21 protein-coding genes and 1 pseudogene are annotated in these 22800 nt (G+C 70.3%); 7 read left to right on the top strand and 15 right to left on the bottom strand.

Annotation, left to right across the window (positions count from 1 at the left end; all coding sequences use genetic code 11):
* Positions 1–57: 57 nt before the first annotated feature.
* Positions 58–750, bottom strand: coding sequence for an RraA family protein (locus O3W51_RS02045; RefSeq protein ID WP_138351465.1), 693 nt, complete (start codon positions 748–750; stop codon positions 58–60).
* Positions 751–979: 229 nt separating this feature from the next.
* Between O3W51_RS02045 and O3W51_RS02040 the strand changes: the two genes are divergently transcribed.
* A complete protein-coding gene (locus O3W51_RS02040; RefSeq protein WP_138351464.1) occupies positions 980–2248 on the top strand; it encodes a hypothetical protein in 1269 nt (422 codons plus the stop codon).
* A 67-nt stretch (positions 2249–2315) separates the two neighbouring features.
* Here O3W51_RS02040 and O3W51_RS02035 read toward each other — a convergent pair whose 3' ends face one another.
* The 5 genes from O3W51_RS02035 to O3W51_RS02015 form a co-directional block, all read right to left on the bottom strand.
* On the bottom strand, positions 2316–2615 hold the full coding sequence (locus tag O3W51_RS02035; RefSeq protein WP_138351463.1) for a hypothetical protein: 300 nt from the start codon (positions 2613–2615) through the stop codon (positions 2316–2318).
* 356 nt (positions 2616–2971) lie between these two features.
* Positions 2972–3649, bottom strand: coding sequence for a response regulator (locus O3W51_RS02030; RefSeq protein ID WP_138351462.1), 678 nt, complete (start codon positions 3647–3649; stop codon positions 2972–2974).
* A gap of 51 nt (positions 3650–3700) precedes the next feature.
* On the bottom strand, positions 3701–4960 hold the full coding sequence (locus O3W51_RS02025) for a sensor histidine kinase (RefSeq protein WP_232485397.1): 1260 nt from the start codon (positions 4958–4960) through the stop codon (positions 3701–3703).
* 168 nt (positions 4961–5128) lie between these two features.
* On the bottom strand, positions 5129–5977 hold the full coding sequence (locus O3W51_RS02020) for an ABC transporter permease (protein WP_138351461.1): 849 nt from the start codon (positions 5975–5977) through the stop codon (positions 5129–5131).
* Positions 5974–6903, bottom strand: coding sequence for an ABC transporter ATP-binding protein (locus O3W51_RS02015; protein ID WP_138351460.1), 930 nt, complete (start codon positions 6901–6903; stop codon positions 5974–5976). Before O3W51_RS02015 ends, O3W51_RS02020 begins: the two co-directional genes overlap by 4 nt.
* A 190-nt stretch (positions 6904–7093) precedes the next feature.
* Between O3W51_RS02015 and O3W51_RS02010 the strand changes: the two genes are divergently transcribed.
* From O3W51_RS02010 to O3W51_RS02000, 3 genes are read left to right on the top strand one after another with little or no spacing between them, the layout of a single operon-like run.
* Positions 7094–7453, top strand: a complete 360-nt coding sequence (locus O3W51_RS02010) for an ArsR/SmtB family transcription factor (protein ID WP_138351459.1) — start codon at positions 7094–7096, stop codon at positions 7451–7453.
* Positions 7450–7911, top strand: a complete 462-nt coding sequence (locus tag O3W51_RS02005; protein WP_138351458.1) for an SRPBCC family protein — start codon at positions 7450–7452, stop codon at positions 7909–7911. Before O3W51_RS02010 ends, O3W51_RS02005 begins: the two co-directional genes overlap by 4 nt.
* A 10-nt stretch (positions 7912–7921) precedes the next feature.
* The gene (locus O3W51_RS02000) at positions 7922–8704 is read left to right on the top strand and encodes an alpha/beta fold hydrolase (protein ID WP_138351457.1); all 783 of its coding nucleotides are present in this window, start codon (positions 7922–7924) and stop codon (positions 8702–8704) included.
* 47 nt (positions 8705–8751) lie between these two features.
* On the opposite strand, the gene O3W51_RS01995 is transcribed toward O3W51_RS02000, so the two are convergent.
* The 6 genes from O3W51_RS01995 to O3W51_RS01970 form a co-directional block, all read right to left on the bottom strand.
* Complete coding sequence (locus tag O3W51_RS01995) at positions 8752–9756, bottom strand: carbohydrate kinase family protein (RefSeq protein WP_138351456.1); 1005 nt, start codon at positions 9754–9756, stop codon at positions 8752–8754.
* A 53-nt stretch (positions 9757–9809) separates the two neighbouring features.
* Positions 9810–10799 carry a zinc-dependent alcohol dehydrogenase family protein gene (locus O3W51_RS01990; protein ID WP_138351455.1) on the bottom strand — a complete coding sequence of 330 codons (990 nt, stop codon included), beginning with the start codon at positions 10797–10799 and terminating at the stop codon, positions 9810–9812.
* A complete protein-coding gene (locus O3W51_RS01985; RefSeq protein WP_269283240.1) occupies positions 10796–11674 on the bottom strand; it encodes a carbohydrate ABC transporter permease in 879 nt (292 codons plus the stop codon). The genes O3W51_RS01990 and O3W51_RS01985 overlap by 4 nt, the downstream gene beginning before the upstream one ends.
* A complete protein-coding gene (locus tag O3W51_RS01980; protein ID WP_198357890.1) occupies positions 11671–12639 on the bottom strand; it encodes a carbohydrate ABC transporter permease in 969 nt (322 codons plus the stop codon). Before O3W51_RS01980 ends, O3W51_RS01985 begins: the two co-directional genes overlap by 4 nt.
* Positions 12640–12748: 109 nt before the next feature.
* Positions 12749–14113 (bottom strand): ABC transporter substrate-binding protein, encoded by a 1365-nt coding sequence (locus O3W51_RS01975; protein WP_164292637.1) that lies wholly within the window; start codon positions 14111–14113, stop codon positions 12749–12751.
* A 117-nt stretch (positions 14114–14230) separates the two neighbouring features.
* Positions 14231–14992, bottom strand: a complete 762-nt coding sequence (locus O3W51_RS01970) for a DeoR/GlpR family DNA-binding transcription regulator (RefSeq protein WP_187145247.1) — start codon at positions 14990–14992, stop codon at positions 14231–14233.
* 231 nt (positions 14993–15223) lie between these two features.
* Between O3W51_RS01970 and O3W51_RS01965 the strand changes: the two are divergent.
* A pseudogene (locus O3W51_RS01965) lies at positions 15224–15685 on the top strand (glutathionylspermidine synthase family protein); the annotation flags it as partial.
* A gap of 31 nt (positions 15686–15716) precedes the next feature.
* On the opposite strand, the gene O3W51_RS01960 reads toward O3W51_RS01965, so the two are convergent.
* From O3W51_RS01960 to rhaI, 3 genes are all read right to left on the bottom strand, one after another.
* Entirely contained in the window at positions 15717–17201 is a 1485-nt protein-coding gene (locus tag O3W51_RS01960; RefSeq protein ID WP_138351451.1) for a rhamnulokinase, read from the bottom strand.
* A gap of 75 nt (positions 17202–17276) precedes the next feature.
* A complete protein-coding gene (locus O3W51_RS01955; protein ID WP_269283234.1) occupies positions 17277–19322 on the bottom strand; it encodes a bifunctional aldolase/short-chain dehydrogenase in 2046 nt (681 codons plus the stop codon).
* Between the two features lie 61 nt (positions 19323–19383).
* Entirely contained in the window at positions 19384–20550 is a 1167-nt protein-coding gene (gene rhaI / locus O3W51_RS01950) for an L-rhamnose isomerase (protein ID WP_138351449.1), read from the bottom strand.
* 199 nt (positions 20551–20749) lie between these two features.
* Here rhaI and O3W51_RS01945 point away from each other — a divergent pair, with 199 nt between their 5' ends.
* Positions 20750–22279, top strand: a complete 1530-nt coding sequence (locus O3W51_RS01945; RefSeq protein ID WP_138351448.1) for a sugar ABC transporter ATP-binding protein — start codon at positions 20750–20752, stop codon at positions 22277–22279.
* On the top strand, positions 22279–22800 hold a 522-nt coding region (locus O3W51_RS01940), incomplete at its 3' end, for an ABC transporter permease (RefSeq protein WP_269283228.1). The genes O3W51_RS01945 and O3W51_RS01940, both read left to right, overlap by 1 nt.

The raw sequence follows: 22800 nt of genomic DNA, 5'->3' as shown, positions 1-22800 counted from the left end.
CGACGGCCGTACCGCTCCCTGCGGTGCGGCCGTCGCGGTGTGCCGATCGCAGCCGGCCTACTCCTCGATGGCACCGCCGATCCGCCGCAGATGCCGGCGGAAGGTGAGTGAGGGATCGTCGGCGCGGCGCGCCAGGTACTCGTCGAAGTTCGTCTGCCGGCGCAGTGTCTCGCCCGCGCGGATCCGGCGGGCCTGTTCCCGTTCGGTCCGCCAGATGGCGTGCGCCGTCGTCAGCACTTCCTCGGCACGGTCCGCGGCGACGAACAACACGCCGTCGGCGTCACCGAACACGATGTCGGCGTCCGACACCACATGCGGCCCGAACCGCGCGGTGACCAACGCCTCGGGCTCCCGCTCGTCCAGCCGTACCGGACCGGGCGGGTAGCTGCCGTAGCTGAACACCGGCAACCCGATCTCGGCCAGCTCCGGTGTGTCGCGGTGCAGCCCCCACACCACCAGGCCCGCCAGCCCGGCCGCTTCGGCCTCCAGCACCGCGAGGTCACCGACACAGGCCTCGTCCGACCGGCCACCGTTGTCGATGACCAGCACGTCACCTTCGGCCGCCTGACCGAACGCCTCAAGGAACACATCCACACTGCCGTAATGCCGAACCGGCAGCGCCCGTCCCGCGATGCGGTGTCCCGGGACCACGGCACCGATCCCCGGTGGTGCGACACGCAACGGCACATCGGTGCGGACGCAGGCATCGGCCACCAGCGGCGTGGACAGGTCGGCGAAAGCCTTCAACATGACGTTTCTCCCTGGCTCGGACCCGCCCACGGTACGCGGCGCCCGTAGGCAGAGGGGGCCCGGTTCCGGTCGGTGACGCGGGCCCGCGGTGCTGCCCGGGCCGTCCCATTTCTCGGCCGCCGGAGTTATGACACACCCATCATGACAGGTCAGAGGGCATTTTCGTAGGACGAACAGCACGTCCCGGGAACCTTGTCCGGCCCCCTCGAAAACTCCCACAATCGCCCTCATGAATCACTCCGAGAACGTCGATCACGAATCGGTCCTACGAGCACGCGCGATCCTGCTCGGCTCCGGCAGAATCGGCCTTCACGAGGAGATCCGGGCGTACCGAGTGCTCGCCCAAGTGGGACCGCTGACCTATCTGCCGAAGCTGGCCCGGGCACTTCTGATGCTCAGTCACCAGGAGTTCCGGAACCAGCCGGAGATCCGGCTGAACCTGACCGCTGAGGCACTCGCCGCCGTGCGCAAGCTGGACGCGTCGGAACCGAAGCGAACCGAGCTGCTGATCGACACCCTGAACGACTACCAGAGGCAGCTGTACACGCTCGGCCGGCGGGCGGAGGGCTTCGCCGTTCGCGAGGAGATGGCTCTGACCGGACGCCGGGCGTTCGAGGACGGCAAGGTGGCCAGCCCCGTGTTCGGGTGCGCGCCCCTGGCAGCCGGGCTGGCCGAGGAGGGCCGCCACCTCGAGGCGGCACAGCTGTACGGGGAGATGCTGGAGGCCCTTCGGTCGGCCGACGATGCCTCGGGCAGCGGACTCTGGTGGTCCATGGTCGAGTGGTCGGCCGAGCTGGACGCGGCCGGTCTGCACGATGCGGCGATCGATGCGTTCACCGAACTCTCGGCCGCCACCCGCGGAGAACTGGAAGGCGTCCGCACGTCGCTGTCCATCAGGTTGTGGGAGCTGGTCCATCTCTCCCAGATGCTCGACGCCCGGGCGCGGCGCGACGAGGCCCGCGCAGCGCGAGGTGAAATCGGCACGCTGCTCGCCGAGTTGGCGGCGAGCGGCGAACGGAAGAGCTGGGGCAACATCCTCGACCGGTGGACGGTCCTGTTGGGCCTGTCGGGACGAGCGGACGAACAGCCGGCTCCGGGCCGGCCGGCACCGCCGTTCGGCTCCCTCGACTGGTCGCCCGACATCAGGCACGCGTACGTCGAGGGGCGGGCCACGCTGGAGGAGGAAGTCGCCGTCCTCACTCCCCTGGCCGAACGCGATCCGCACCGCCACCTGGCTGAACTGGTCACCGTTCAGCGCAGGTTGACCATCCGGTCGGCGCTCCACCAGCAGTGGCATCACTACCGGTTCCTGGAGAACCTGCGGCCGCTGTTCGACGAGGGAGTGGTACTGGCCCGCCGGTCGGCCGGGCTGGGCGAGGACCATGGCCCTGCCGTTCTCGCCAGAGCCCTGACCGACCGGTCGACCCTGCTCGTCGCGGGCCAGCAGTACGTCGAGGCGTACGACGACTTCCAGGAGGCCGCCGCCCTGCTGGGATGAGCTCCGCGGGGTGAATCACCGGCTCGATCGCGCTCGCTGATGCTGGATCGCGCTCGGTGAGGCGGATTCAGTCGTAGTCCGGGTAGTCCCATTCCAGATCGATGTCCGCCGAGGGCGCGACGGCACGGACCGCCTCCGTGACGTCGCGCTCGAAGGTGGCACTCCACTGCCCGAAGCGTCTGACGCTCAACGGACCGTCCTCACTCGTCACCTTGACCCAGTGCGGACTCAGGAAGACGCCGACCCTCACCTCCTTCTCGATCGAGTGGTCCCGCAGGACCGTTCTCAGCGCGGTCTCCACGGCGTCGGCCTCGTCGGAGGAGGAGAGGTCGTTGATGTGCAGCGAGAGGTGAATGTTCACGGACATACGCTGGACCCTACTGCGGGTCGCGGAGGCCGAACAAAGCCCGGTCCCGCGTCCGTTGCACCGTCGGTATCAGGACGCCGGTTTCACGGGGAAGCGGATGATGGGCCGCATCGCGTCCGGGGCCGTCCGGTTCGGGTTCGACAGTTAGATCTCGTGGTGGTGGCCGGCCACGGTGTGACCGCCGGTGTCGGGGAACGAGCGGAGCCGGTCGATCGTCCCGGTCTGTGCCGCAGTTGCTTCACGCTCAGCCGGCACAGTCGGGCGAAGCGGCCGATGGTCAGTAGTTCGTCCTGCACGGCACCATCGTGGACCCTCCCCCGTGGGGAGGGTCCAGTCACCGCGGGCGCGGACTGCCGTCAGTCCGTGGTGTGCGGGCGGGTGAGGCCCAGGTCGTAGGCGAAGATGACGGCTTGGATCCTGTCGCGGGCGCCGATCTTCGCGAGCACCCGTCCGACGTGGGTCTTCACGGTGGACTCCGCCAGCACCAGCCGCTCGGCGATCTCCGCGTTGGTCCAGCCCCGCCCGATGGCGACCAGGATCTCCCGTTCGCGTCCGGTGAGGGTGCGCAGCTTGGGATCGTCCTGCGGCTCGTGGTCCTGGAGGTGGCCGGGCAGATGGTGGGCGTAGGCGTCGAGCAGGCGCCGGGTGAGGGCCGGGGCGATGACGGCGTCGCCCGCGGCGACCGCCCGGATGCCCGCCAGCAGTTCTTCGGGGCGCGCGTCCTTGAGGAGGAAGCCGCTGGCGCCGGCGCGCAGCGCGGTGTGGGCGTATTCGTCCAGGTCGAAGGTGGTCATGACCAGGACGCGGGAGCGTCCGCCGGTGGCGACGATGCGGCGGGTCGCCTCGATACCGTCCATGCCGGGCATCCGTACGTCCATGAGGACGACGTCGGGGCGCAGTTCGGCGGCCTGGCGTACGGCGTCGGCTCCGTGCGCGGCTTCCCCGACCACGTCGGTGTCCGGGACGGATTCCAGCAGCATGCGGAAGCCCAGACGCTGCATGGGCTGGTCGTCCACGATGAGGACGGTGGTCATGAGGTCTCCGGGAGGACGGTGGTCATGAGGACTCTCCGATGAGGACGGTGGTCACGAGGTCTCTCCCGGGGGGCCGGTGAGCGGGGTGAGGTCGAGGGTGACCTGTACGCTCCACCCTCCGCCGGGCCGTGGTCCGGCGATGATGCTCCCGCCGTACAGCGCTGCGCGTTCGGCCATGCCCGCCAGGCCGTGCCCCTCCTGGTTCTCCGGTGCGGGCCGTCCGGTCCCGGTGGGCGGACCGGTGTCGTCGGCGGTGATGCGCAGCTGTGCGCCGTCGACGGTGAGGGCGAGTTGCACCTGGGTTTCGGCACCGGCGTGCCGGAGCGAGTTGGTGAGCGCCTCCTGGACGATCCGGTAGGCCGTCAGCTGCACACCGCGGTCCAGGGCGTCCAGCTCTCCGATCGTGCGGTAGCGGACCTTGGGGCCGGCGGCACGGATACGCGCGCACAGGGCGTCGATGTCCGCGATGCCGGGCTGCGGACTGAGCTCGGGAGCGTCCGTCCGATCGCGCAGCACACCGAGCATGCGCCTTAGTTCTCCCAGGGCCTGACGGCCGGTCTCGCCGATGAGTTCCAGCGCTTCCTTGCCCCGCTCAGGAGCGATGAGAGCCGCGTACGCACCACCGTCGGCAAGCGTGATCATGACGGACAGGTTGTGTCCGACGATGTCGTGCATCTCGCGTGCCACCCGGGTGCGTTCGCCGGCGGCGGCCAGTTTGCTGCGCTGGTCCCGTTCGATCTCCAGGCGGGCCGCGCGCTCGCGCAGGCCGGCGAGCTGGGACCGGCGGATGCGCACCGCAAGGCCCAGGGCCAGCGCCGCGGTCACCGCGCTGAACAGGAAGAACAGCGCGTCCCCCACGGACACCGCCTCCGAGACGCGCACCGACACCAGCCCCAGAACGCCGGCCATGGCCGCGCAGGCCCAGGGCAGATGCCGCAGTCGCCCGTGCAGTGCCAGGCTGTACAGGGCGATGAGCAGCGCCACGTCGGCGCGCAGCCAGGCCCCCAGCAGCCACTGGATCAGGAACACGGCCAGCACGGCGGCGAACGTCGCCGACGGCATACGGCGCCGCCACAGCAGGGGCACCACCAGCCCGGCCTGCAGGGCCAGCACCCCGGCCACCGGCAGGTGTGTGAACCTCACGGCCATCTCGTGCCGGTCGCCGTCGTGCACCAGGTCCGCCGCGCCGAACAGCAGGAATACTCCGACCGCCACGGCCGTGTCCAGCACCCATGGGCGCCGCAGGTCGGCCGCGCGCAGGCGCTGGACGACCCGGTTCAGCGCGATCACCAGCGGGTGTCCCCACAGCAGATCGGGTTCCGCGGGCGGGAGCGGGCGCGCGGAGGGGTCAGCTCCGGCGGGGATGTCGGTGGTCACGGGGGTCACCTGCCCATCGTGGGCCAACGGCGTCGGCACGGCACCCGAGCTGTCCGGGCGACGCGCCGACGCCGTGATCCCGGGTCGTCGGTTTCGGCAGTGTCAGGCGTCGGTGCGCATCAGGCGCCAGGAGGCCCCTGCCATCGCCAGTCCGGTCCAGGCCAGGAAGACCAGCAGTCCGGCCGTTGGAGTCAGAGTGTGTGCCTCATGGTGCAGGGCGAACATCGATGCTCCGGCCTCGCTGGGCAGATAGGGCCTCACGTGGTCCTGCCAGGAGCTGGGCAGCAGCGAGATGAGTCCGGGGACCAGCATCAGCGAACCGACCAGGACCGAGATACCGCCGGCCACCGATCGCAGCAGCGCGCCCAGGGCCGTTCCCAGAACACCGATCAGACCGAGGTAGAGACCGGCCGCCAGCAGGCTGCGCACCACACCCGGGTCCGAGATCGAGAGGGCCGCAGGCGTTCCCGAGACGATTCCGCTGCCGAAGAGGAAGGCGACGAACGCTCCCACGGTGCCGACCACCAGGGCGACCGCGCCGAAGACGGCCGACTTGGACCAGAGCACCGGCAGCCGGCGCGGTACCGCGGCCAGCGTGGAGCGGATCATGCCGGTGGAGTACTCGCCCGCGGTCACCAGCACGCCCAGCACACCGAGTGCCAACTGCGCGAAGTTCGTGCCGAACAGGGACAGGCTCACCGCGGTGGAGCTGGCGAAGTCGCCGTCCATGTGCCGGCCGGAGGTGATCCTGGACTTGAACTGCCACGAGGCGATCAGGCCGAAGGCCACCAGGAACAGCAGGCCCAGGCCCAGGGTGATCCAGGTGGAGCGCAGGGACCACAGCTTGGCCCACTCCGAGCGCAGCACGCGCCGCGCGGTCACCCGGTAGACCGGACGGCCGCCCTGCACGGGGCTCGGGACGGGGGTGCGGGTCGACGTGATGGTGCTCATGCTGCGCTCCCGGAGGTCTCGGTGGTGCCGTGGTACTCGACCGCGTCCCGTGTCAGTTCCATGAACGCCTCCTCCAGGGACAGCGCCTTCGCGGTGAGCTGGAACAGCGCGATGCCGGCCTCGGCGGCCTTCAGTCCGATCGCGCGGGCCTCCATGCCCGTCACCTGGAGTTCCTCGGAGCCGACCCGGCCGGTGATCTCGATGCCGGGTCCCGCCAGGACCTCGCGCAGCCGGGCGGGATCCGCCGTGGCGACCTGCACCGTGTCCCCGCCAGCCTGGCTGATCAGTTCCTCGACGGTGGTGTCGGCCAGCATCCGGCCCCGTCCGACGACGATCAGATGGTCCGCGACCAGGGCCATCTCGCTCATCAGGTGCGAGGACACGAACACCGTGCGGCCCTCACTCGCCAGCCCCGTGAGCAGATTGCGGATCCACAGCACGCCCTCGGGGTCCAGCCCGTTGACCGGCTCGTCGAGCATGACGGTGGCCGGATCGCCGAGCAGCGCGGCCGCGATGCCCAGCCGCTGGCCCATCCCCAGGGAGAAGGCCCCGGCGCGCTTCTTCGCCACCGAGTCCAGACCCGTCATCCCGATGACCTCCTCCACCCGGCGGCGCGGAATGCCATGGGTGTACGCCTGGGCCATCAGGTGGTCGAACGCCGACCGGCCCGGGTGGATCGACTTCGCCTCCAGCAGGGCCCCTACCTCCTGCAGCGGGGCGGTGTGCTCGGCGTAGCGGCGGCCGTTGACGGTGACCGTGCCGTGGGTGGGGGCGTCCAGACCGACGATCATCCGCATCGTGGTCGACTTGCCCGCGCCATTGGGTCCGAGGAACCCGGTGACGGTGCCGGGCCTGACCGTGAAGTCCAGCCGGTCGACCGCCGTCGTCTCCCCGTACCTCTTCGTCAGCTGCTGCGCCTCGATCATCGCGTCTTCCCTCGCTCAGGGGCGCCGGTCCTGCCCGACCGCCTCACCAGCAACGCTAGAAGCCGCGGACCCCGGAACCGTGGTACCCCGGACTGATCCACAAACGGACGGTAGTACCCCGGTACCACCCCCGCCTGCACTTCACAACCTATCGGTTGTGAAAATAGCTGGTTGTGGGTACGGTCGAGGTATGGCAGTCGTCGAAGACGAATTGAGCCTGGTGTTCTCGGCGCTGGCCGATCCCACCAGGCGCGCGATCCTGGAGCAGCTGGCACGCGGCGACGCGACGGTGAACGAGCTCGCCGAGCCGTTCGCGATGACGCAGCAGGCGGTCTCGAAGCACCTGAGAGTGCTCGAGCGCGCCCGGCTCATCTCACGGACCCGCAGCGCGCAGTCACGGCCGTGCGCTCTGGAGACGGTGCGCCTCGACACGGCCGCCGACTGGATCACACGGCACCGGCAGGTCTGGGCCGACCGTCATGATCGTCTCGACGAGCATCTGGCGGCGCTTCGGACCCAGCGGCGCGACGACGAAGGGACGCCACAATGACCGCGACAGGTGAGCTCACGTATCGGCGCGTGCACCGGGCGTCGCCCGAGTTGCTGTTCGACTGCATGACCATGCCGGAGCACCTCACTCACTTCTGGGGGCCGACCGGTACGACCACCCCGGTCGGCAACATCGTCATCGATCCGCGGCCGGGCGGGGTCTTCGAGACCACCATCGTCAGCGATACCGACGGCAGCACGCACACCATGCGGGCGGTCTTCGTCGAGGTCCGCCGGCCCGAGCGCCTGGTGTGGATCGAGGCGGATGTCGAGGGCGGCATGCGCACCACGATCTCCTTCGTCGATCTGAAGGACGGGCGCACCGAGGTGGTGACCCATCAGACCAACGTGCCGGCCGCGTACCTCAGTGCAGAGGCGAGAGCCGGTTTCAGCACCAGCCTCGACCGCCTCGACGTCTACCTGGCCGGTCTCGACCCCGAGCAGGGACAGCAGGAGTAAGGAGCACGTCATGTCTGTACTCACATCAGCCGACGGCACCGAGATCGCCTATGAGCACACCGGCAGCGGGCCGGCGCTCGTCCTCGTCGACGGCGCCATGTGCCACCGCGCCGCGGGGCCGATGCGGCCGCTCGCCGCGCTGCTGCGGGAGAGCTTCACCGTCCACACGTACGACCGTCGTGGCCGGGGCGACAGCTCGGACACCACCCCGTACGCGGTCGCCCGCGAGATCGAGGACCTGCAGGCCGTCATCGCGCGGGCCGGTGGCCGGGCGTACGTCTACGGAATCTCCTCCGGTGCGGCGCTCACTCTGGCGGCTGCGGCGGCCGGCTCCGGGATCGCCAGGATGGCGCTCTACGAACCCCCGTTCATGGCTGAGAGCGAAGACGGCACCCGGATCAAGAGGTACACCGAGCAGCTCCACGAGTTGCTCGACGCCGGGCGCAAGGGCGACGCCGTGGCGCTGTTCATGACGCACGTCGGTATGCCCGCGCAGGCCGTGGACGGTATGCGGTCGCAGCCGGGGTGGGCCCCGTTGGAGGCGATCGCGCCGACGCTCGCCTACGACGACGAGGTGCTCGGCGACGGCCACGTGCCGCGCGCCCTGGCATCGACGATCGTCATTCCCGCGCTGGTCCTCGCCGGTGGCGCCAGCCCGGAGGGCCTGCAGCAGGCGGCGAAGGCCACCGCGGACGCCCTCCCGACCGCCGGGCACCGGACGCTCGACGGCCAGACGCACGACGTGGCCCCGGACGCGCTCGCCCCGGTGCTGGCCGAGTTCTTCGGCGCCTGACGACACGACGGGAGCGGCGCAGGGCTCCGGGAACGACCCACGTCACGTCATGGCATGTCAGCCTGGGTCGGCGGGTCGGCGCCCTCCCTGGTGCAGGTCAGAGCGGCCGAGCGGGTGGCCAGGCGGAGGGCTCGGAGGACGTCCTGGTACGGGTCGGTGGTGGAGGTCGCGGTGCGGAGTCGCGTCCGCGGCGCGGATGCGTCGGGCTGCCCGGCCGTTCCTCCCGCGCCGAGCAGCCCGGCCCGGAGCAGGCCGCTAAGGAGTCCCGACATGAAGGCGTCGCCGGCTCCCACGGTGTCGACGACCTCGACCGACGGCGCCGGCAGTGCGTACCGGCCCTGTCGCCACCAGACCTGTGAGCCGCCTGCGCCGAAGGTGAGGACCACGAGTGAGGGTCCGCTTCGCGACCAGCGGAGGGCCACTTCGTGGATGTCCTGCCCGGGGTAGAGCCAGGCCAGATCTTCCTGACTGGCCTTCACCACATCACTGACCGAGACCAGGTGCTCGACCCGAGGACGCTCGTCGTCGGGCTTTCCGAGCAGTGCGGGCCTAAGGTTCGGGTCGTACGAGACGGTGGACGTGTCCCGTGCGGCCTCGACGGCGGCGAGCACCTGATCGGCACCTGGCGCGAGCGCCGTGGCGATCGATCCGGTGTGCAGGTGGCCCGCCGTACCGGAGCGGGCGGTCTCCAGGGCCTTGGGAGGCAGCTCCCACGAGATGTCGAAGGTGTACTCGGCCGCCCCGGCCGCATCGAGACGGGCGGCGGCCGTCGACGTCGGGACATCGAGGACGGACCCGTCCGTGAGCACCACCCCGCTTCGGCCCAGATGGGTCCGCAGCACCTGGCCGAAGGGATCGCGGCCGATCCGGGTGGCGAGCCGGACCGGGTGGCCGAGCCGGGCCAGGCCCAGCGCCACGTTCGCCGGGCTGCCGCCCGGACGGCAGCGCCGCGACCCGTCCGGGCCGGTGAGGATGTCGGTGAGTGCCTCGCCGATGACGAGCGTCGGCGTTTCGGATGCCGGAGTTTCCGGCGTCGGCAGGGGCGGTGGCATGGACAGCTCCGGGGAAGAGGGTTCGTCTGGGGGCGGTCGGAACGACGTCCTGGTCAGGGAGTGACCAGGATCTTCCGGCCCTTGCCGTCCCGGAACTGCTGGAGGGCCGCGGCGTAGTCGGTCAGCGGCAGCCGGTCGCTGATGAAGACCTGCGGGTCGAGGACACCGGCGGCGAACAGCCGGGCAGCGCGTTCATAGCTGTGGAGGACCGCCATGGAGCCGGTGATGGTGATCTCCTGGTTGTAGATCCGGTACGGCTCGATCGTGGCGCGCGCCGCGTAGTCCGCCACGCCGAACTGGAGGTACGTACCGCCCTTGCCGACGCGGCCGATGGCTTCCTGGATGGCCTTGGCGTTTCCGGTGGCGTCGATGACGACGTCCCAGCCGCGGGGTCGCTCGATCTCGTCGGCGGAGGTGACGGCATGGGTGCAGCCCAGGGTCCGGGCGGTTTCCAGCCGGTCGGGGTTGATGTCGACGATGTCGACGGTGGCGGCGCCGGTGCGCTTGGCGAGCTCCATCATCATCAGGCCCATGGTGCCGGATCCGTAGATCAGGACGTTGGTGGCCAGTTGGCTGCGGAGGATGTCGTAGCCGCGGACGGCGCAGGAGAGGGGTTCGATCAGCGCGGCGTCCTCGGTGCGGATGTGCTCGGGCAGTTTCACGCAGTTGGCGACGGGGGCGAGGGCGTACTCGGCCGCGCCTCCGGGGTTGGTGACGCCGATCGCGGCCCACCGTTCGCAGAGGTTGTTGCGCCCGATACGGCAGTAGTGGCATTCGTGGCAGTACAGGGAAGGGTCGACGGCGACCTGGTCGCCGAGCGCCACCTCGTGGACCTGGCTGCCGACGGCGACGATCTCTCCGGCGAACTCATGCCCGGGGGTGATCGGCAGGGTGGGTGCGAACTCGCCCTGCAGGATGTGCAGATCGGTGCCGCACAGGCCGACGGCGGCGACGCGGACCACCACGTCCCGGGGGCCGGGGGACGGATCCTCGACGTTCTCGATCGCGACGACGCCGGGGGCGCTGATGACGGCTGCTTTCACTTGACTGCTCCAAGGGACAGGCCCTGGACGAGTTTGTCCTGGGCGGCGAAGCCGGCGATGAGTACGGGCAGGGAGACGCAGACGGCGGCGGCGCACACCTTCGCCAGGAACAGGCCCTGGCTGGTGACGAACCCGGTGAGGAAGACCGGTGCGGTCCCCGCCACGACACCGGTCAGCACCCGGGCGAACAGCAGCTCGTTCCAGCTGAAGATGAAGGAGATCAGCGCGGTGGCCGCGATACCGGGCGCGGCGACCGGGGCCACGATCCGCAGGAGGATGGTCAGCAGCCCCGCTCCGTCGATGGAGGCCGCTTCCAGGATCTCCTTGGGGACTTCCGCGAGGAAGGAGCGCATCATCCATACCGCGATCGGCAGGTTCATCGAGGTGTAGAGGATGACCAGCAGCCAGATGTTGTCGAGCATGCCGGCGTGCTGGGCGATGAGGTACACGGACAGCAGCCCGGCCACCGTGGGGAGCATCTTGGTGGACAGGAAGAAGAACATCACGTCGGTCCACTTGCGGACCGGCTTGATGGACAGCGCATAGGCGGCGGGCACGGCCAGGACCAGCACCAGGACGGTGGAGGCGATGCTCGCCGTCAGCGAGTTGATCAGCGGGGGCCAGGGGCTGACCCCCGTGCTCTCGCCGAAGAACTCGCGGAAGCCCTGGAGGGTGAGGCCCGCGCCGATGTTGGGCGGGTTGGTCGCGGCGGCCGGTTCGCTGTGCAGCGAGGTGAGCAGCATCCAGCCGAACGGCAGGAAGAACAGCAGACCGCAGACCCAGGCCAGCAGACCCCAGATGCTGCCTCGATGGCGGAACGGGCCGGTGCGGCGGCTCGGCCGGCCGGCCGGGGCGGTGGTCGAGGTGCTCGTCATGACGTCTCCTCTCGGAACAGGGACGAGACGGTGCGCAGGGCGAAGGTGGCGATGAGGATCGAGCAGGCGACGACGATGACGCCCTGCGCGGACGCCAGGCCGTAGTCATGGGCCTGGTAGAAGGTCTGGTAGACGGAGTAGGGCAGGTTGGCGGTGCCCAGGCCGCCGGAGGTGAGGGTGAAGACCGCGTCGAAGTTCTGGACGACGTAGATGCTGCCGAGCAGCGAGGCCAGTTCCAGGTAGCGGCGCAGGTGGGGGAAGGTCAGATAGCGGAAGACCTGCCACGTGCCGGCGCCGTCGACGCGGGCGGCCTCGACGATGTCCAGCGGTCGGCTCTGCAGGCCGGCGAGCAGGATCAGCATCATGAACGGTGTCCACTGCCAGGCCAGTGAGGCTTCGACGGCTATCAGGGGGTTGGTGGACAGCCAGTCGAACTGCGGGGCGTCGGAGCTGCCGAACAGGCTCCAGATCCAGGTCAGAGTGCCGTTGATCAGCCCGTAGGAGGCGTTGTACAGGGCGTGCTTCCACAGCAGGGCGGAAGCCACCGGCACGACGAGGAAGGGGGTGATGAGCATCGTGCGGACGATGCCGCGACCGCGGAACTGCCGGTCGAGCAGCAGGGCCAGCCCCAGGCCGAACAGCAGGCTCACCAGGACCACCGAGGCCGTCAGGATCACGGTGGTGGTGATGGACGAGCGCAGCGTCGGATCGGTCAGTGCGGTCCGGTAGTTGGCCAGGCCGCCGAAGCCCCGGTTGTCGGGGTCGAGGGCGTTCCAGCGCATGAACGAGATGCCCAGGGTGCCCAGGAACGGCAGCTGGGTGACCACGATCAGGAAGACCAGCGCCGGGAGCAGCGGTGCCCGGCGGGCCCAGGCGCCACGCGGCCGGTTGGCGGGACGGGTCGACGACTCCCGCACTCCCTGGCGCAGGAGTCGCGGGCGTTTTGCGGTCAGGGGGACGGTCATGGTGTCTCTCCGCTTCGCGCGGGTGGCCTCCCGACCCGCGGAGGGCGGCGGGTCGGGAGTGGGTCGGCGAGGGTGGGTCGGCGGGCGGTTCCGCGGGTGCGGAGCCCGGTCACTGGCCGGCGTGTTTGGCGGCGACCGTCTCGGCCCGGGACTGGCTGGTCCTCAGGGCGCTCTCGACGCTGCTCCGGCCGGCGATGGCGGAGCTGATCTCCTGGGATACCTGGGTTCCGAGATCGGTGAACTCGGGGATGCCGACGAACTGGATGCCGGGGGCGGGTCGTGGCTGTACACCGGGGTTCAGGGGGTCGGCGTTGGTCAGCGCGGTCTTGGTGGCCGCCGCGAACGCCGATGCGGCGGTGAGGTACTGGGCGTTGGTGTAGGTCGAGGTGCGCTTGCCGGCCGGGACCTTGGACCAGCCCAGCTTGGTGCCGACGAGGTTCTCGTAGTTCTTGCCCGACGCCCAGGAGATGAACTTCCATGCGTCGTCCTGGTGCTTGCTGGCCTTCTGCAGACCCCAGGCCCAGGTGTAGAGCCAGCCCGAGCTCTTCGTCCGGTCGACCGGCGCGGGCACGTAACCCATCTTCCCGGCGACCGGTGAGCCCGTGCCGTCCAGCAGGCCGGCGGCCGAGGTGGCGTCGTACCACATGGCGACCTTGCCCTGCTCCATGTTGTTCAGGCACTCGGTGAAGCCGGCCTGCGGGGCGCCCGCCTCACCGTGCGCACGCACCAGGTCGACATAGAACTTCGTCGCCTTGGTGAACTCCGGACTGTTGACCTGGGCCTTCCAGTCCTTGTCGAACCAGGTGCCGCCCATGGTGTTCACGACCGTGGTCAACGGCGCGATCAGCTCACCCCATCCGGGCTGGCCGCGCAGGCAGATGCCCTTCATGCCGGGCTGCGCCCCGTCGGCCTTCGCCGCCAGGTCCGCGACCTGGGTCCAGGTCGGGTTGGCGGGCATCGTCAGGTTCTTGGCGGCGAAGACGTCCTTGCGGTACATCAGGAACGACGACTCGCCGTAGAACGGCTCGGCGTAGATCTGTCCGCCCGAGGTCAGGGACTCCTGGATGCTGGGCAGGATGTCGCTCTGCTCGAAGGCGGTGTCGGCCTTGGACTGGGCGGTCAGCGGTGACAGCCAGCCGTTCTTGGCGTAGATCGGGGTCTCGTAGTTGCTGATGGTCGCCACGTCGTACTGTCCGGCCTGGCTGGCGAAGTCCTGACTGATCTTGTCCCGGACGTCGTTCTCCGGCAGCACGGTGAAATTGACCTTGATGCCGGTGGACTTGGTGAAGTTGTCCGCGGTCAGCTTCTGCAGATCAACCATCTGCGGGTTGTTGACCATCAGCACGTTGATGGAGTGCGCCTGGGAACCGCCGCCCCCGCCGCCGGCGCCCGAACAGGCGGCGAGCAGGCTGGTGCAGAGGACCACGGCGACCGTCGCGACGGTGCGCGGCGTGTTCTTCGGTCTTGTCGTCACGCTGGATCCCTTCGTTGGTGATCCGGCCGGGTGGGACCGGGTGTCAGCTGATTTCGCCCACGCCACAGCTGCCCGCGGCCGGGGGCCGCGGATCGAGGGGGTGGAAGGGCCGTCGGGTCAGACGCGGATGACCTGAGGCCCCAGGAGGGTGTAGCGGTGCGCTTCCGCGCTGGACAGTCCGGTGTCGGTGACGATGGCCTCGAAGTCGGCGACCTCCGCGAACCGGCAGAAGCTGCTCGCCCCGAACTTGCCGTGGTGCCCCAGGAAGATCCGTCTGCGGGAGACCTCGATCGCCTTGGCCTTGACGTCCGCGACGACGGGGTCGGGCGTTGTGAGCCCGAACTCCCGGGAGATCCCGTTCGAGCCCATGAACGCCAGGTCGATGACGAAGCCCGAGAGCATGGCGCAGGCCCAGGAGCCCACGGTGGCGAGCGTCCGGGCGCGGACCCGGCCGCCGAGGAGGAGGACGGTGGTGTTGTCCGACTCGGCGACCGCCGCGGCCGTCGACAGCGATGCGGTCACCACGGTCAGGGGCTGGTCGGTGGGCAGCAGTGCGGCGAGGATCTGCGGTGTGTAGCCCTCGTCCACAAAGATCGTTTCTGCGCCGTCGAGGAGCTTGACGCCTTCCGCGGCGATCCGCCGTTTGCTCTCGACGTGCAGCGTGACGCGCTGGGCCAGATTGGTCTCGAAACCCGCGCTCTCGACGGGGTAGGCACCGCCATGGGTGCGGCGGACCAGTCCCCTGCGCTCCAGCGCGCTCAGGTCCCGCCGGATGGTCTCCGGGGCGACCCTGAAGTCGGCGGCCGCGACAGCGACCTCGACGCGGCCCGCCTGGCGCGCCAGAGCCAGCAGCCGGTGATGCCTCTCTTCCGACCTCAACACCGCCACCCGCCCTTCTCCGCCCGTTCGGGCATCCGGGGCCCGAATGGGCCCGTCCATGAGTTATACCGTCGCGGCGGAGCCGTGCGCCGCCCCGTTCCGGATCGGACGTTGCCCGATCTCGCCCGGATCGCGATCCATGAATGCGCAGGCCAGCGGCGTCCACCGGATCAACTGCCGCGGCCCGGATGCCCGGCTGCCGCCGATGAGCTGCCGAAACCGGTGGTTCCGGAGTGGCTGGCGGCCGACGCCTTCGGCCCGCACGTCCTGGACACCCTGGACAACGGCGGCGGGACCGGGACGACCTGCTGGATCGAACCGGCCTGGAAGATGCTGCTGTCGAACAAGGCGCTGCTCGCGATCCTGTGGGAGCTGAACCCCGGCCATCCGAACCTGCTGCCCGCTTACCTGGACGGACCGCGTGAGCTCGCGACCGGCCCGGGGTACGTGATGAAGCCGCTGCTGGGCCGTGAAGGCGCGGGGGTCACCCTGCACGAGCCGGGCACGCCGCCGGCCGTACCCGACGAGGCGTCCTGCTTCCAGGAGCTGGCACCGCTGCCCGACTTCGACGGCAATCGCGTCGTGCTGGGCGCGTGGGTGGTCGAGGACGAGGCGGCCGGGCTCGGCATCCGCGAATCGGTGGGGCCCGTCACGGACGAGTACGCGCGCTTCGTGCCGCACATCATCGAGTGACAACCGGACGGCCGCCCCGCATGGCGGGCGACTACGTCCGGACGGTGTCCTTCGCACCGGACGTCCGCGCGGCCGCCTCGTTCCACCGGGTGCGCTCGGCGGCCGGCTCGTAGCGGCGCAGTGGCTGGGTGGCCCGCAGCAGGGACCGGATGTCCGCGAGGCCGCCCCCGATCACTCCCGCGGCCCGCGCCTGCACCAGGACGTTGCCCAGCGCCGCCGCCTCGGCGGGACCGGCCACGACCGGCAGCCCGCAGGCGTCCGCCGTCAGTTGGCAGAGCAGCTCGTTGCGCGCGCCGCCGCCGACGATGTGGACGACGTCGACATGCCGTCCTGACAGGCGCTGGGCGTCCTCGATCGCCGAGCGGTGCGCCAGCGCGAGGGAGTCCAGGATGCAGCGCACCGTCTCCGCCTGATCACGCGGTACCGGCTGCCCGGTCCTGCGGCAGGACTCGGCGATACGGTCCGGCATGCTGTCCGGGGCGAGGAATGCCGGGTCCGCGGCGTCCACGACCGAGCGCAGCGGCGGGACCTGTGCTGCCTGGGCCAGCAGCCGGCCGAGGTCGTGTGGAAGGCCCGCGGCCAGCCAGCTGCGAAGGCACTCCTGCAGCAGCCAAAGGCCCATGATGTTGCGCAGATAGCGGACGGTGCCGTCGACGCCCAGTTCGTTGGTGAAGTTCGCGGCGCGCGAGTCCTCGGTGAGGACCGGTGCGTCCAGTTCCACGCCGGCCAGCGACCACGTGCCGCAGGAGATGTACGCGAAGCGCTCGGTGTCCGCCGGCACCCCGGCGACCGCCGACGCGGTGTCGTGCGAGCCGACCGTCACCACCGGCACCGGGTGCTCAAGGCCGGTAGCCTCCAGGACCTCCGGCAGCAGCTCGCCGGCCGGGTCGCCTGGCCTGCGCAGCGGCGGGAAGAGCGACAGGTCGATCCCGAGCCGCCCGGCCAGTGCGTACGCCCAGTCGCCGGTGCGCGGGTCCAGGAGCTGGGTGGTGGAGGCGTTGGTCAGCTCCGTGCCGGCAACACCGGTGAGCCAGTACGACATGAGGTCCGGCATCAGCAGCAGCCGCGCGGCGGCGTCCAGTTGAGGCGTCCCCTGTGCCGCGGCCAGCTGGTAGAGGGTGTTGAACGGTGCGTGCTGCACACCCGTGGCCGCGTACAGCTCCGCCTGCGGCACGGTCCGCCGGATCCGTTCCGGCACGCCCTCGGTCCGGGCGTCGCGGTAGTGGACGGGGTTGCCGAGCAGCGAACCGTCGGCTGCCAGCAGCCCGTAGTCCACGGCCCAGGTGTCGATGCCGACGGACGTCACCGGGCCCGCCGTCCGCAGACCGTCGAGGACCCCGCGGTACAGCGCCAGCACGTCCCAATGCAGGGTGCCGCCGACGCGGACCGGGAGGTTGGGGAAGCGGTGGACCTCGTCCAGGCCGACCGAACGCGCGGTCACCCGGCCGACGATGACGCGCCCGCTGGAAGCGCCGAGATCGACGGCGGCGAAGGCACGGGGGTCGCTCGGTGGCATGAAGAGCCTCACAGGAAGGGATGGGAACGGGGAGGATCCCGCCGGCCGGCGGGGGTCACCGCCGGCCGGGACCCGCTAGCGCAGGAACGCGGCTGCCACTCCGGCGTCGACGGGGATGTGCAGGCCCGTCGTATGACTGAGGTCCCCGCCGGCCAGCGCGAAGACGGCGTTGGCCACGTGCTCGGGCAGCACCTCGCGCTTGAGCAGGGTGCGCTGGGCGTAGAACGCGCCGAGGTTCTCCTCGCTCACCCCGTACACTGCGGCGCGCTGGGCGCCCCAGCCGCCCGCGAAGATCCCGGAGCCCTGGACCACCCCGTCGGGGTTGATGCCGTTCACCCGGATGCCGTGCTCCCCCAGCTCGGCGGCGAGCAGCCGCACCTGGTGGGCCTGGTCGGCCTTGGTGGCACCGTAGGCGATGTTGTTGGGGCCGGCGAAGACCCCGTTCTTGCTGGAGATGTAGACGATGTCACCGCCCAGACCCTGCTGGATCATGATCCGTGCGGCCTCGCGCGAGGCGAGGAAGGATCCGCGGGCCATGATCGCGTGCTGCAGGTCCCAGTCCGCGGCGGTGGTCTCCAGCAGCGGCTTGGAGATGGAGATACCCGCGTTGTTGACCACCAGGTCCACTCCGCCGAAGGCGAGGACCGCCGCGTCGAACGCCGCCCGGATCTCTTCCTCGGAGGTGACGTCGGCCGGCACCGCGACCGCGCGGTCCGCCCCGCCGAGCTCTTCGACGACGGCCGCCGCACTGGTCGCGTTGATGTCCGCCACGACCACGCAGGCTCCCTCGGCGGCGAGCCGGTGGGCGATCGCCCTGCCGATGCCGGAACCGGCGCCGGTCACCAGCGCGATCCGGGTCGCGAGCGGCTGCGCCGGGGGCATCCGGCGCAGTTTCGCCTCCTCCAGTTCCCAGTACTCGATACGGAACTTCTCGGACTCCTCGATCGGCAGGTACGACGAGACCGCCTCGGCGCCGCGCATGACGTTGATCGCGTTGAGGTAGAACTCCCCCGCGACGCGCGCGGTCTGCTTGTCCTTGCCGTAGGAGAACATCCCGACGCCCGGGACCAGGACGATCGCCGGATCAGCGCCGCGCATCGGCGGCGAGTCGGGCGTCGCGTGCCGTGCGTAGTAGGCGGCGTACTCCTCGCGGTACTCGGTGTGCAGCTGCCGCAGCCGCCGCACCGCTTCGTCGAGCGGCGCGTCGCCGGGCAGGTCCAGCACCAGCGGGCGGACCTTGGTGCGCAGGAAGTGGTCGGGGCAGGAGGTGCCGAGCGCGGCCAGCCGCGGGTGTTCGGTGCGCGAGAGGAAGTCGAGCACCGCCTCGGAGTCGCTGAAGTGGCCGATCTGCGGACGGTCGGCGGAGGCGACGGACCGCAGGACGGGGGCCAGTGCGGCCGCTCTGGCCCGGCGTTCCGCCGAGGGCAGCGGCTCGTAGCCGGGCAGGACCGGTCCGAACGGTGTGCTCCTGCCGCGCCGGTCGAGGAACTCGGCGGCGGTGCGGATGATGTCGAGGGAGTTCCGCTCGCACTCCTGCGAGGTCGCACCCCAGGCGGTGATGCCATGGCCGCCGAGTACGCAGCCGACGGCCTGCGGGTTCGCGTCCCTGACGGCGGCGATGTCCAGGCCCAGTTGGAATCCCGGGCGGCGCCACGGCACCCAGGCCACCCGGTCGCCGAAGCACTCCTTGGTCAGCGCGTCGCCGTCGGCGGCACAGGCGAGCGCGATACCGGAGTCCGGGTGCAGATGATCGACGTGCTCGGCGCCGACCAGGGCGTGCATCGCGGTGTCGATGGAGGGCGCCGCCCCGCCCTTGCCATGCAGGCAGTAGTCGAAGGCGGCCACCATCTCGTCCTCGCGGTCGACGCCCGGATAGACGTCCACGAGGGCGCGCAGCCGGTCGAGCCGCAGCGCGGCGAGCCCCGACGCCCGCAGGGTGCCCAGGTCGCCCCCGGAGCCCTTGACCCACATCAGCTCGGTGTCCTGCCCGGTCACCGGGTCGGTGGCGGTGCCCTTGGCGGACGTGTTGCCGCCCGCGTAGTTGGTGTTGCGGGGATCGGCGCCGAGCCGGTGGCTGCGCGCCAGCAGCTCCGCCGCCTGCGGGTGCAGTTCTGCGGTCATCGTGGAATCCCTTGCGGATGGGAGCGGAAGCGGGAATCGGTGGCGGCAATCGTCCGAGGCGTCACGCCCCCCAGCCCGCCTGGGTCCCGCCGACCCGCTCCGCGACGATGTGATCGGCCCAGCCGGACCGCTTGTAGGCGGCGATCGGGTCCGGGTCGATGCCCTGCTCCTCGCGGACCTCGCGCAGCAGCGGACGGACGTCGGTGTTGTACGCGTCCATCAGCACGGCGTTCGCCTCCAGCACCTCACCGGCCTGCTGGGCGGCGCGCAGTGCGACGGGGTCGACCAACAGCGCCTTGGCGGTGGCTTCCTGCACATTCATCACCGACCGGATGATCGCCGGGATCTTCGCCTCGATGTTGTGGCACTGGTCGAGCATGAAGGCCACTCCGGTCTCGGCCGCGAGCCCCCCGCCGCGCACCACTTCGTACATGATCCGGAAGAGCTGGAACGGGTCCGCCGCGCCGGCCATCAGGTCGTCGTCGGCGTAGAAGCGCGAGTTGAAGTCGAAGCCGCCGAGCTTCCCCTCCCGCAGCAGCGTCGCCACGATGAACTCGATGTTGGTGCCGGGGGCGTGGTGGCCGGTGTCGACGACGACCTGCGCCTTGGGGCCGAGCTTGAGGCAGTGGGCGTACGCGGTGCCCCAGTCCGGCACGTCCGTGGCGTAGAAGGCGGGCTCGAAGAGCTTGTACTCCAACAGCATCCGCTGGTCGTCGCCGAGCCGCTCGTAGACCTCGGTCAGCGCGTCGCCCAGCCGACCCTGGCGATCGGCGATATCGTCCTGTCCGGGGTAGTTCGTCCCGTCGGAGAACCACAGTTTCAGATCGCGCGAGCCGGTGGCGTCCATGATGTCGACGCATTCCAGCAGATGGTCGGTGGCCTTGCGCCGGATCTTGGGATCGGGGTGGGTGACTGAACCGAGTTTGTAGTCGTCGTCCTGGAAGACATTGGAGTTGATCACCCCGAGCCGTACACCCCGCCCGGCCGCGTGGGCCGCCAGCGCCGGGTAGTCGTCGGTCCTGTCCCAGGGGATGTGCAGCGCCACCGAGGGCGCGGCCGCGGTGAATTCGTGGACGCGCGCCGCGTCGTCGATCTTCTCCTGCGGGGTGCGGGGCACGCCCGCCTGCGCGAACACCTTGAAGCGCGTGCCGGAGTTGCCGTACGCCCAGGACGGCGTCTCGATGGACTGGGCCTTCAGCGCGGCCTTCACCGTGGACAGGTCGGTCATGTTCATCGCTCCCGCCATGAATCGTTTCACTGAGGGGAAGCTAGGTGCCCGAAGAGGGAGTGTCAACCTCCTGGTTACGGGAGTTCAACCGACTGCGGACACCGGAGCGGAAAACTTGAAACGAAAGCATTGACGCGTCATGTCGCACTGGCCTAACGTCCGTGCAACTCAGTTGAAACCTTTCATGCGAGGCCCCACCATGGACCAGCCGAAGTCGGCGGAACGGCCCGTACTCTCGCTGGAGGACGCCAGCAAGTCCTTCGGTGCGGTCCGGGCTCTGCAGGGTGTGTCCCTGGCCCTCTTCGCCGGGGAGGCGCACGCGCTCGCCGGTGAGAACGGGGCCGGGAAGTCCACCCTGATCAAAGTGCTCGCGGGAGTGCACCGTCCCGATGCCGGGCGGGTGCTGGTGGACGGCGAGCCCGTCACCTTCCACGGACCCTCCGACGCCCGGGACGCCGGCATCGCGGTCATCTACCAGGAACCGACGCTCTTTCCCGATCTCACCGTCGCCGAGAACATCTTCATGGGCCGCCAACCGCGCCGCTCCTTCGGCCGGGTCGACCACCGGTCGGTGCGGGACGCGACGCAGGCCCTCATCGAACGGCTGGGGGTCGATCTCGACCCCGGGCAGCTCTGCCGCGGCCTGTCCATCGCCGACCAGCAGCTCGTCGAGATCGCCAAGGCGCTCTCCTTCGACGCCCGGGTCCTGATCATGGACGAACCCACCGCGGCCCTGACCGGAGCCGAAGTGGCCCGGCTGTTCGGCGTGGTGCGGACGCTGCGCGAACAGGGCACGGCCGTGCTGTTCATCTCGCACCGGCTGGAGGAGATCTTCGCCCTCTGCCAGCGCGTCACCACCCTGCGGGACGGCCGGCTGATCTCCAGCGATCCGGTCGACGGCCTGACCGAGGACGACCTGGTACGCCGGATGGTCGGCCGTGATCTGGACGAGCTCTACCCCAAACAGCCCGCGCGGATCGGCGAAACGGCCCTGGCCGTGCGCCGGCTCACCCGGGAGGGCGTCTTCACCGATGTCTCGTTCGACGTCCGCCGCGGCGAGATCGTCGCACTGGCCGGGCTGGTGGGCGCCGGCCGCAGCGAGGTCGTGCGCGCCGTCTTCGGCGTCGACCGCGCCGACGCGGGCGACGTGCACGTGGCCGGGAACAAGCTGCCGGCCGGCTCGCCCACGGCCGCGATGGCCGCCGGTGTCGCCCTGGTGCCGGAGGACCGGCGCCAACAGGGCCTGGTGATGGAGCTGTCCATCGAACGGAACATCGGTCTGACCGGACTCGACCGGCTCGGCCGCGGCGGCCTGGTCCGCAGAACCCTGGAGCGCGGCCGGGCGGCGGACTGGGCGGTGCGGCTCCAGTTGAAGTACAACCGGCTCTCCGACCCGGTCGGCGTGCTCTCCGGCGGCAACCAGCAGAAGGTCGTGCTGGCCAAGTGGCTGGCCACCGAACCCGGTGTACTGATCGTCGACGAACCGACCCGGGGCATCGACATCGGCACCAAGGCCGAGGTCCACCGGCTGCTGTCCTCGCTCGCCGCGGAAGGACTCGCCGTCCTCATGGTCTCCTCCGACCTGCCGGAGGTCCTCGCCATGGCGGACCGGGTGCTGGTCATGCACGAAGGACGCATCACCGCGGAACTCCCGCGCGCACTGGCCACCGAGGAATCGGTCATGGCCGCGGCCACCGGCCGGACCGCCGGCGGAGAGAAGGCAGCCTGATGACAGCGACAGTGGAACAGCCCACGGCGCCGCCCGGCGCGCGCAAGGTGACGGCGCGTTCGCTCACCGAGACCGTCTTCCGGGCCCGGGAGATCAGCATCGCCGGGTGTCTGGTGCTGCTCGTCCTCGGCACCTGGGCGGCCAACCACCGCTTCCTGTCGGAGCAGGGCATCAAGGACCTGCTCCTCAACGCGTCGATCCTGATCCTGCTGGCAGTCGGCCAGTCGGTCGTGGTCCTCACCCGCAACATCGACCTCTCGGTCGGCTCGGTGGTGGGACTGTCCGCCTTCGCCTGCGGGAAGTTCGTCTCCGGCACCGACCGCAACGCCGTTCTGGCCCTGCTGCTCGGCATCGGCGTCGGCGCGCTCTGCGGCCTCGTCAGCGGACTGCTGGTCAGCTTCGGGCGGGTGCCGGCGCTCGTGGTCACGCTGGGGATGCTCTACATCATCCAGGGCACCGACTACTGGTGGGCGCACGGTCAGCAGATCAACGCCGCCGACGGCCCCGCCTCCGGCCGCGAC

This window comes from Streptomyces sp. H39-C1 (assembly GCF_027158125.1).
GTDB classification, from domain to species: Bacteria; Actinomycetota; Actinomycetes; order Streptomycetales; family Streptomycetaceae; genus Actinacidiphila; species Actinacidiphila fildesensis.
Note: the sequence above shows the minus strand (reverse complement) of the source record. Positions and strands in the feature narration are given on the sequence as shown.

Excerpts from the sequence above, each read along its gene's own strand:
- O3W51_RS02015 (WP_138351460.1), bottom strand. The coding sequence starts at position 6,903 with ATGATCGAGGCGCAGCAGCTGACGAAGAGGTACGGGGAGACGACGGCG.
- O3W51_RS02010 (WP_138351459.1), top strand. The coding sequence starts at position 7,094 with ATGGCAGTCGTCGAAGACGAATTGAGCCTGGTGTTCTCGGCGCTGGCC.
- O3W51_RS01985 (WP_269283240.1), bottom strand. The coding sequence starts at position 11,674 with ATGACGAGCACCTCGACCACCGCCCCGGCCGGCCGGCCGAGCCGCCGC.
- rhaI (WP_138351449.1), bottom strand. The coding sequence starts at position 20,550 with ATGACCGACCTGTCCACGGTGAAGGCCGCGCTGAAGGCCCAGTCCATC.
- O3W51_RS01995 (WP_138351456.1), bottom strand. The coding sequence starts at position 9,756 with ATGCCACCGCCCCTGCCGACGCCGGAAACTCCGGCATCCGAAACGCCG.
- O3W51_RS01955 (WP_269283234.1), bottom strand. The coding sequence starts at position 19,322 with ATGACCGCAGAACTGCACCCGCAGGCGGCGGAGCTGCTGGCGCGCAGC.
- O3W51_RS02000 (WP_138351457.1), top strand. The coding sequence starts at position 7,922 with ATGTCTGTACTCACATCAGCCGACGGCACCGAGATCGCCTATGAGCAC.
- O3W51_RS02020 (WP_138351461.1), bottom strand. The coding sequence starts at position 5,977 with ATGAGCACCATCACGTCGACCCGCACCCCCGTCCCGAGCCCCGTGCAG.
- O3W51_RS01945 (WP_138351448.1), top strand. The coding sequence starts at position 20,750 with ATGGACCAGCCGAAGTCGGCGGAACGGCCCGTACTCTCGCTGGAGGAC.
- O3W51_RS01980 (WP_198357890.1), bottom strand. The coding sequence starts at position 12,639 with ATGACCGTCCCCCTGACCGCAAAACGCCCGCGACTCCTGCGCCAGGGA.
- O3W51_RS02005 (WP_138351458.1), top strand. The coding sequence starts at position 7,450 with ATGACCGCGACAGGTGAGCTCACGTATCGGCGCGTGCACCGGGCGTCG.
- O3W51_RS02045 (WP_138351465.1), bottom strand. The coding sequence starts at position 750 with ATGTTGAAGGCTTTCGCCGACCTGTCCACGCCGCTGGTGGCCGATGCC.
- O3W51_RS02030 (WP_138351462.1), bottom strand. The coding sequence starts at position 3,649 with ATGACCACCGTCCTCATCGTGGACGACCAGCCCATGCAGCGTCTGGGC.
- O3W51_RS02035 (WP_138351463.1), bottom strand. The coding sequence starts at position 2,615 with ATGTCCGTGAACATTCACCTCTCGCTGCACATCAACGACCTCTCCTCC.
- O3W51_RS02040 (WP_138351464.1), top strand. The coding sequence starts at position 980 with ATGAATCACTCCGAGAACGTCGATCACGAATCGGTCCTACGAGCACGC.
- O3W51_RS01960 (WP_138351451.1), bottom strand. The coding sequence starts at position 17,201 with ATGCCACCGAGCGACCCCCGTGCCTTCGCCGCCGTCGATCTCGGCGCT.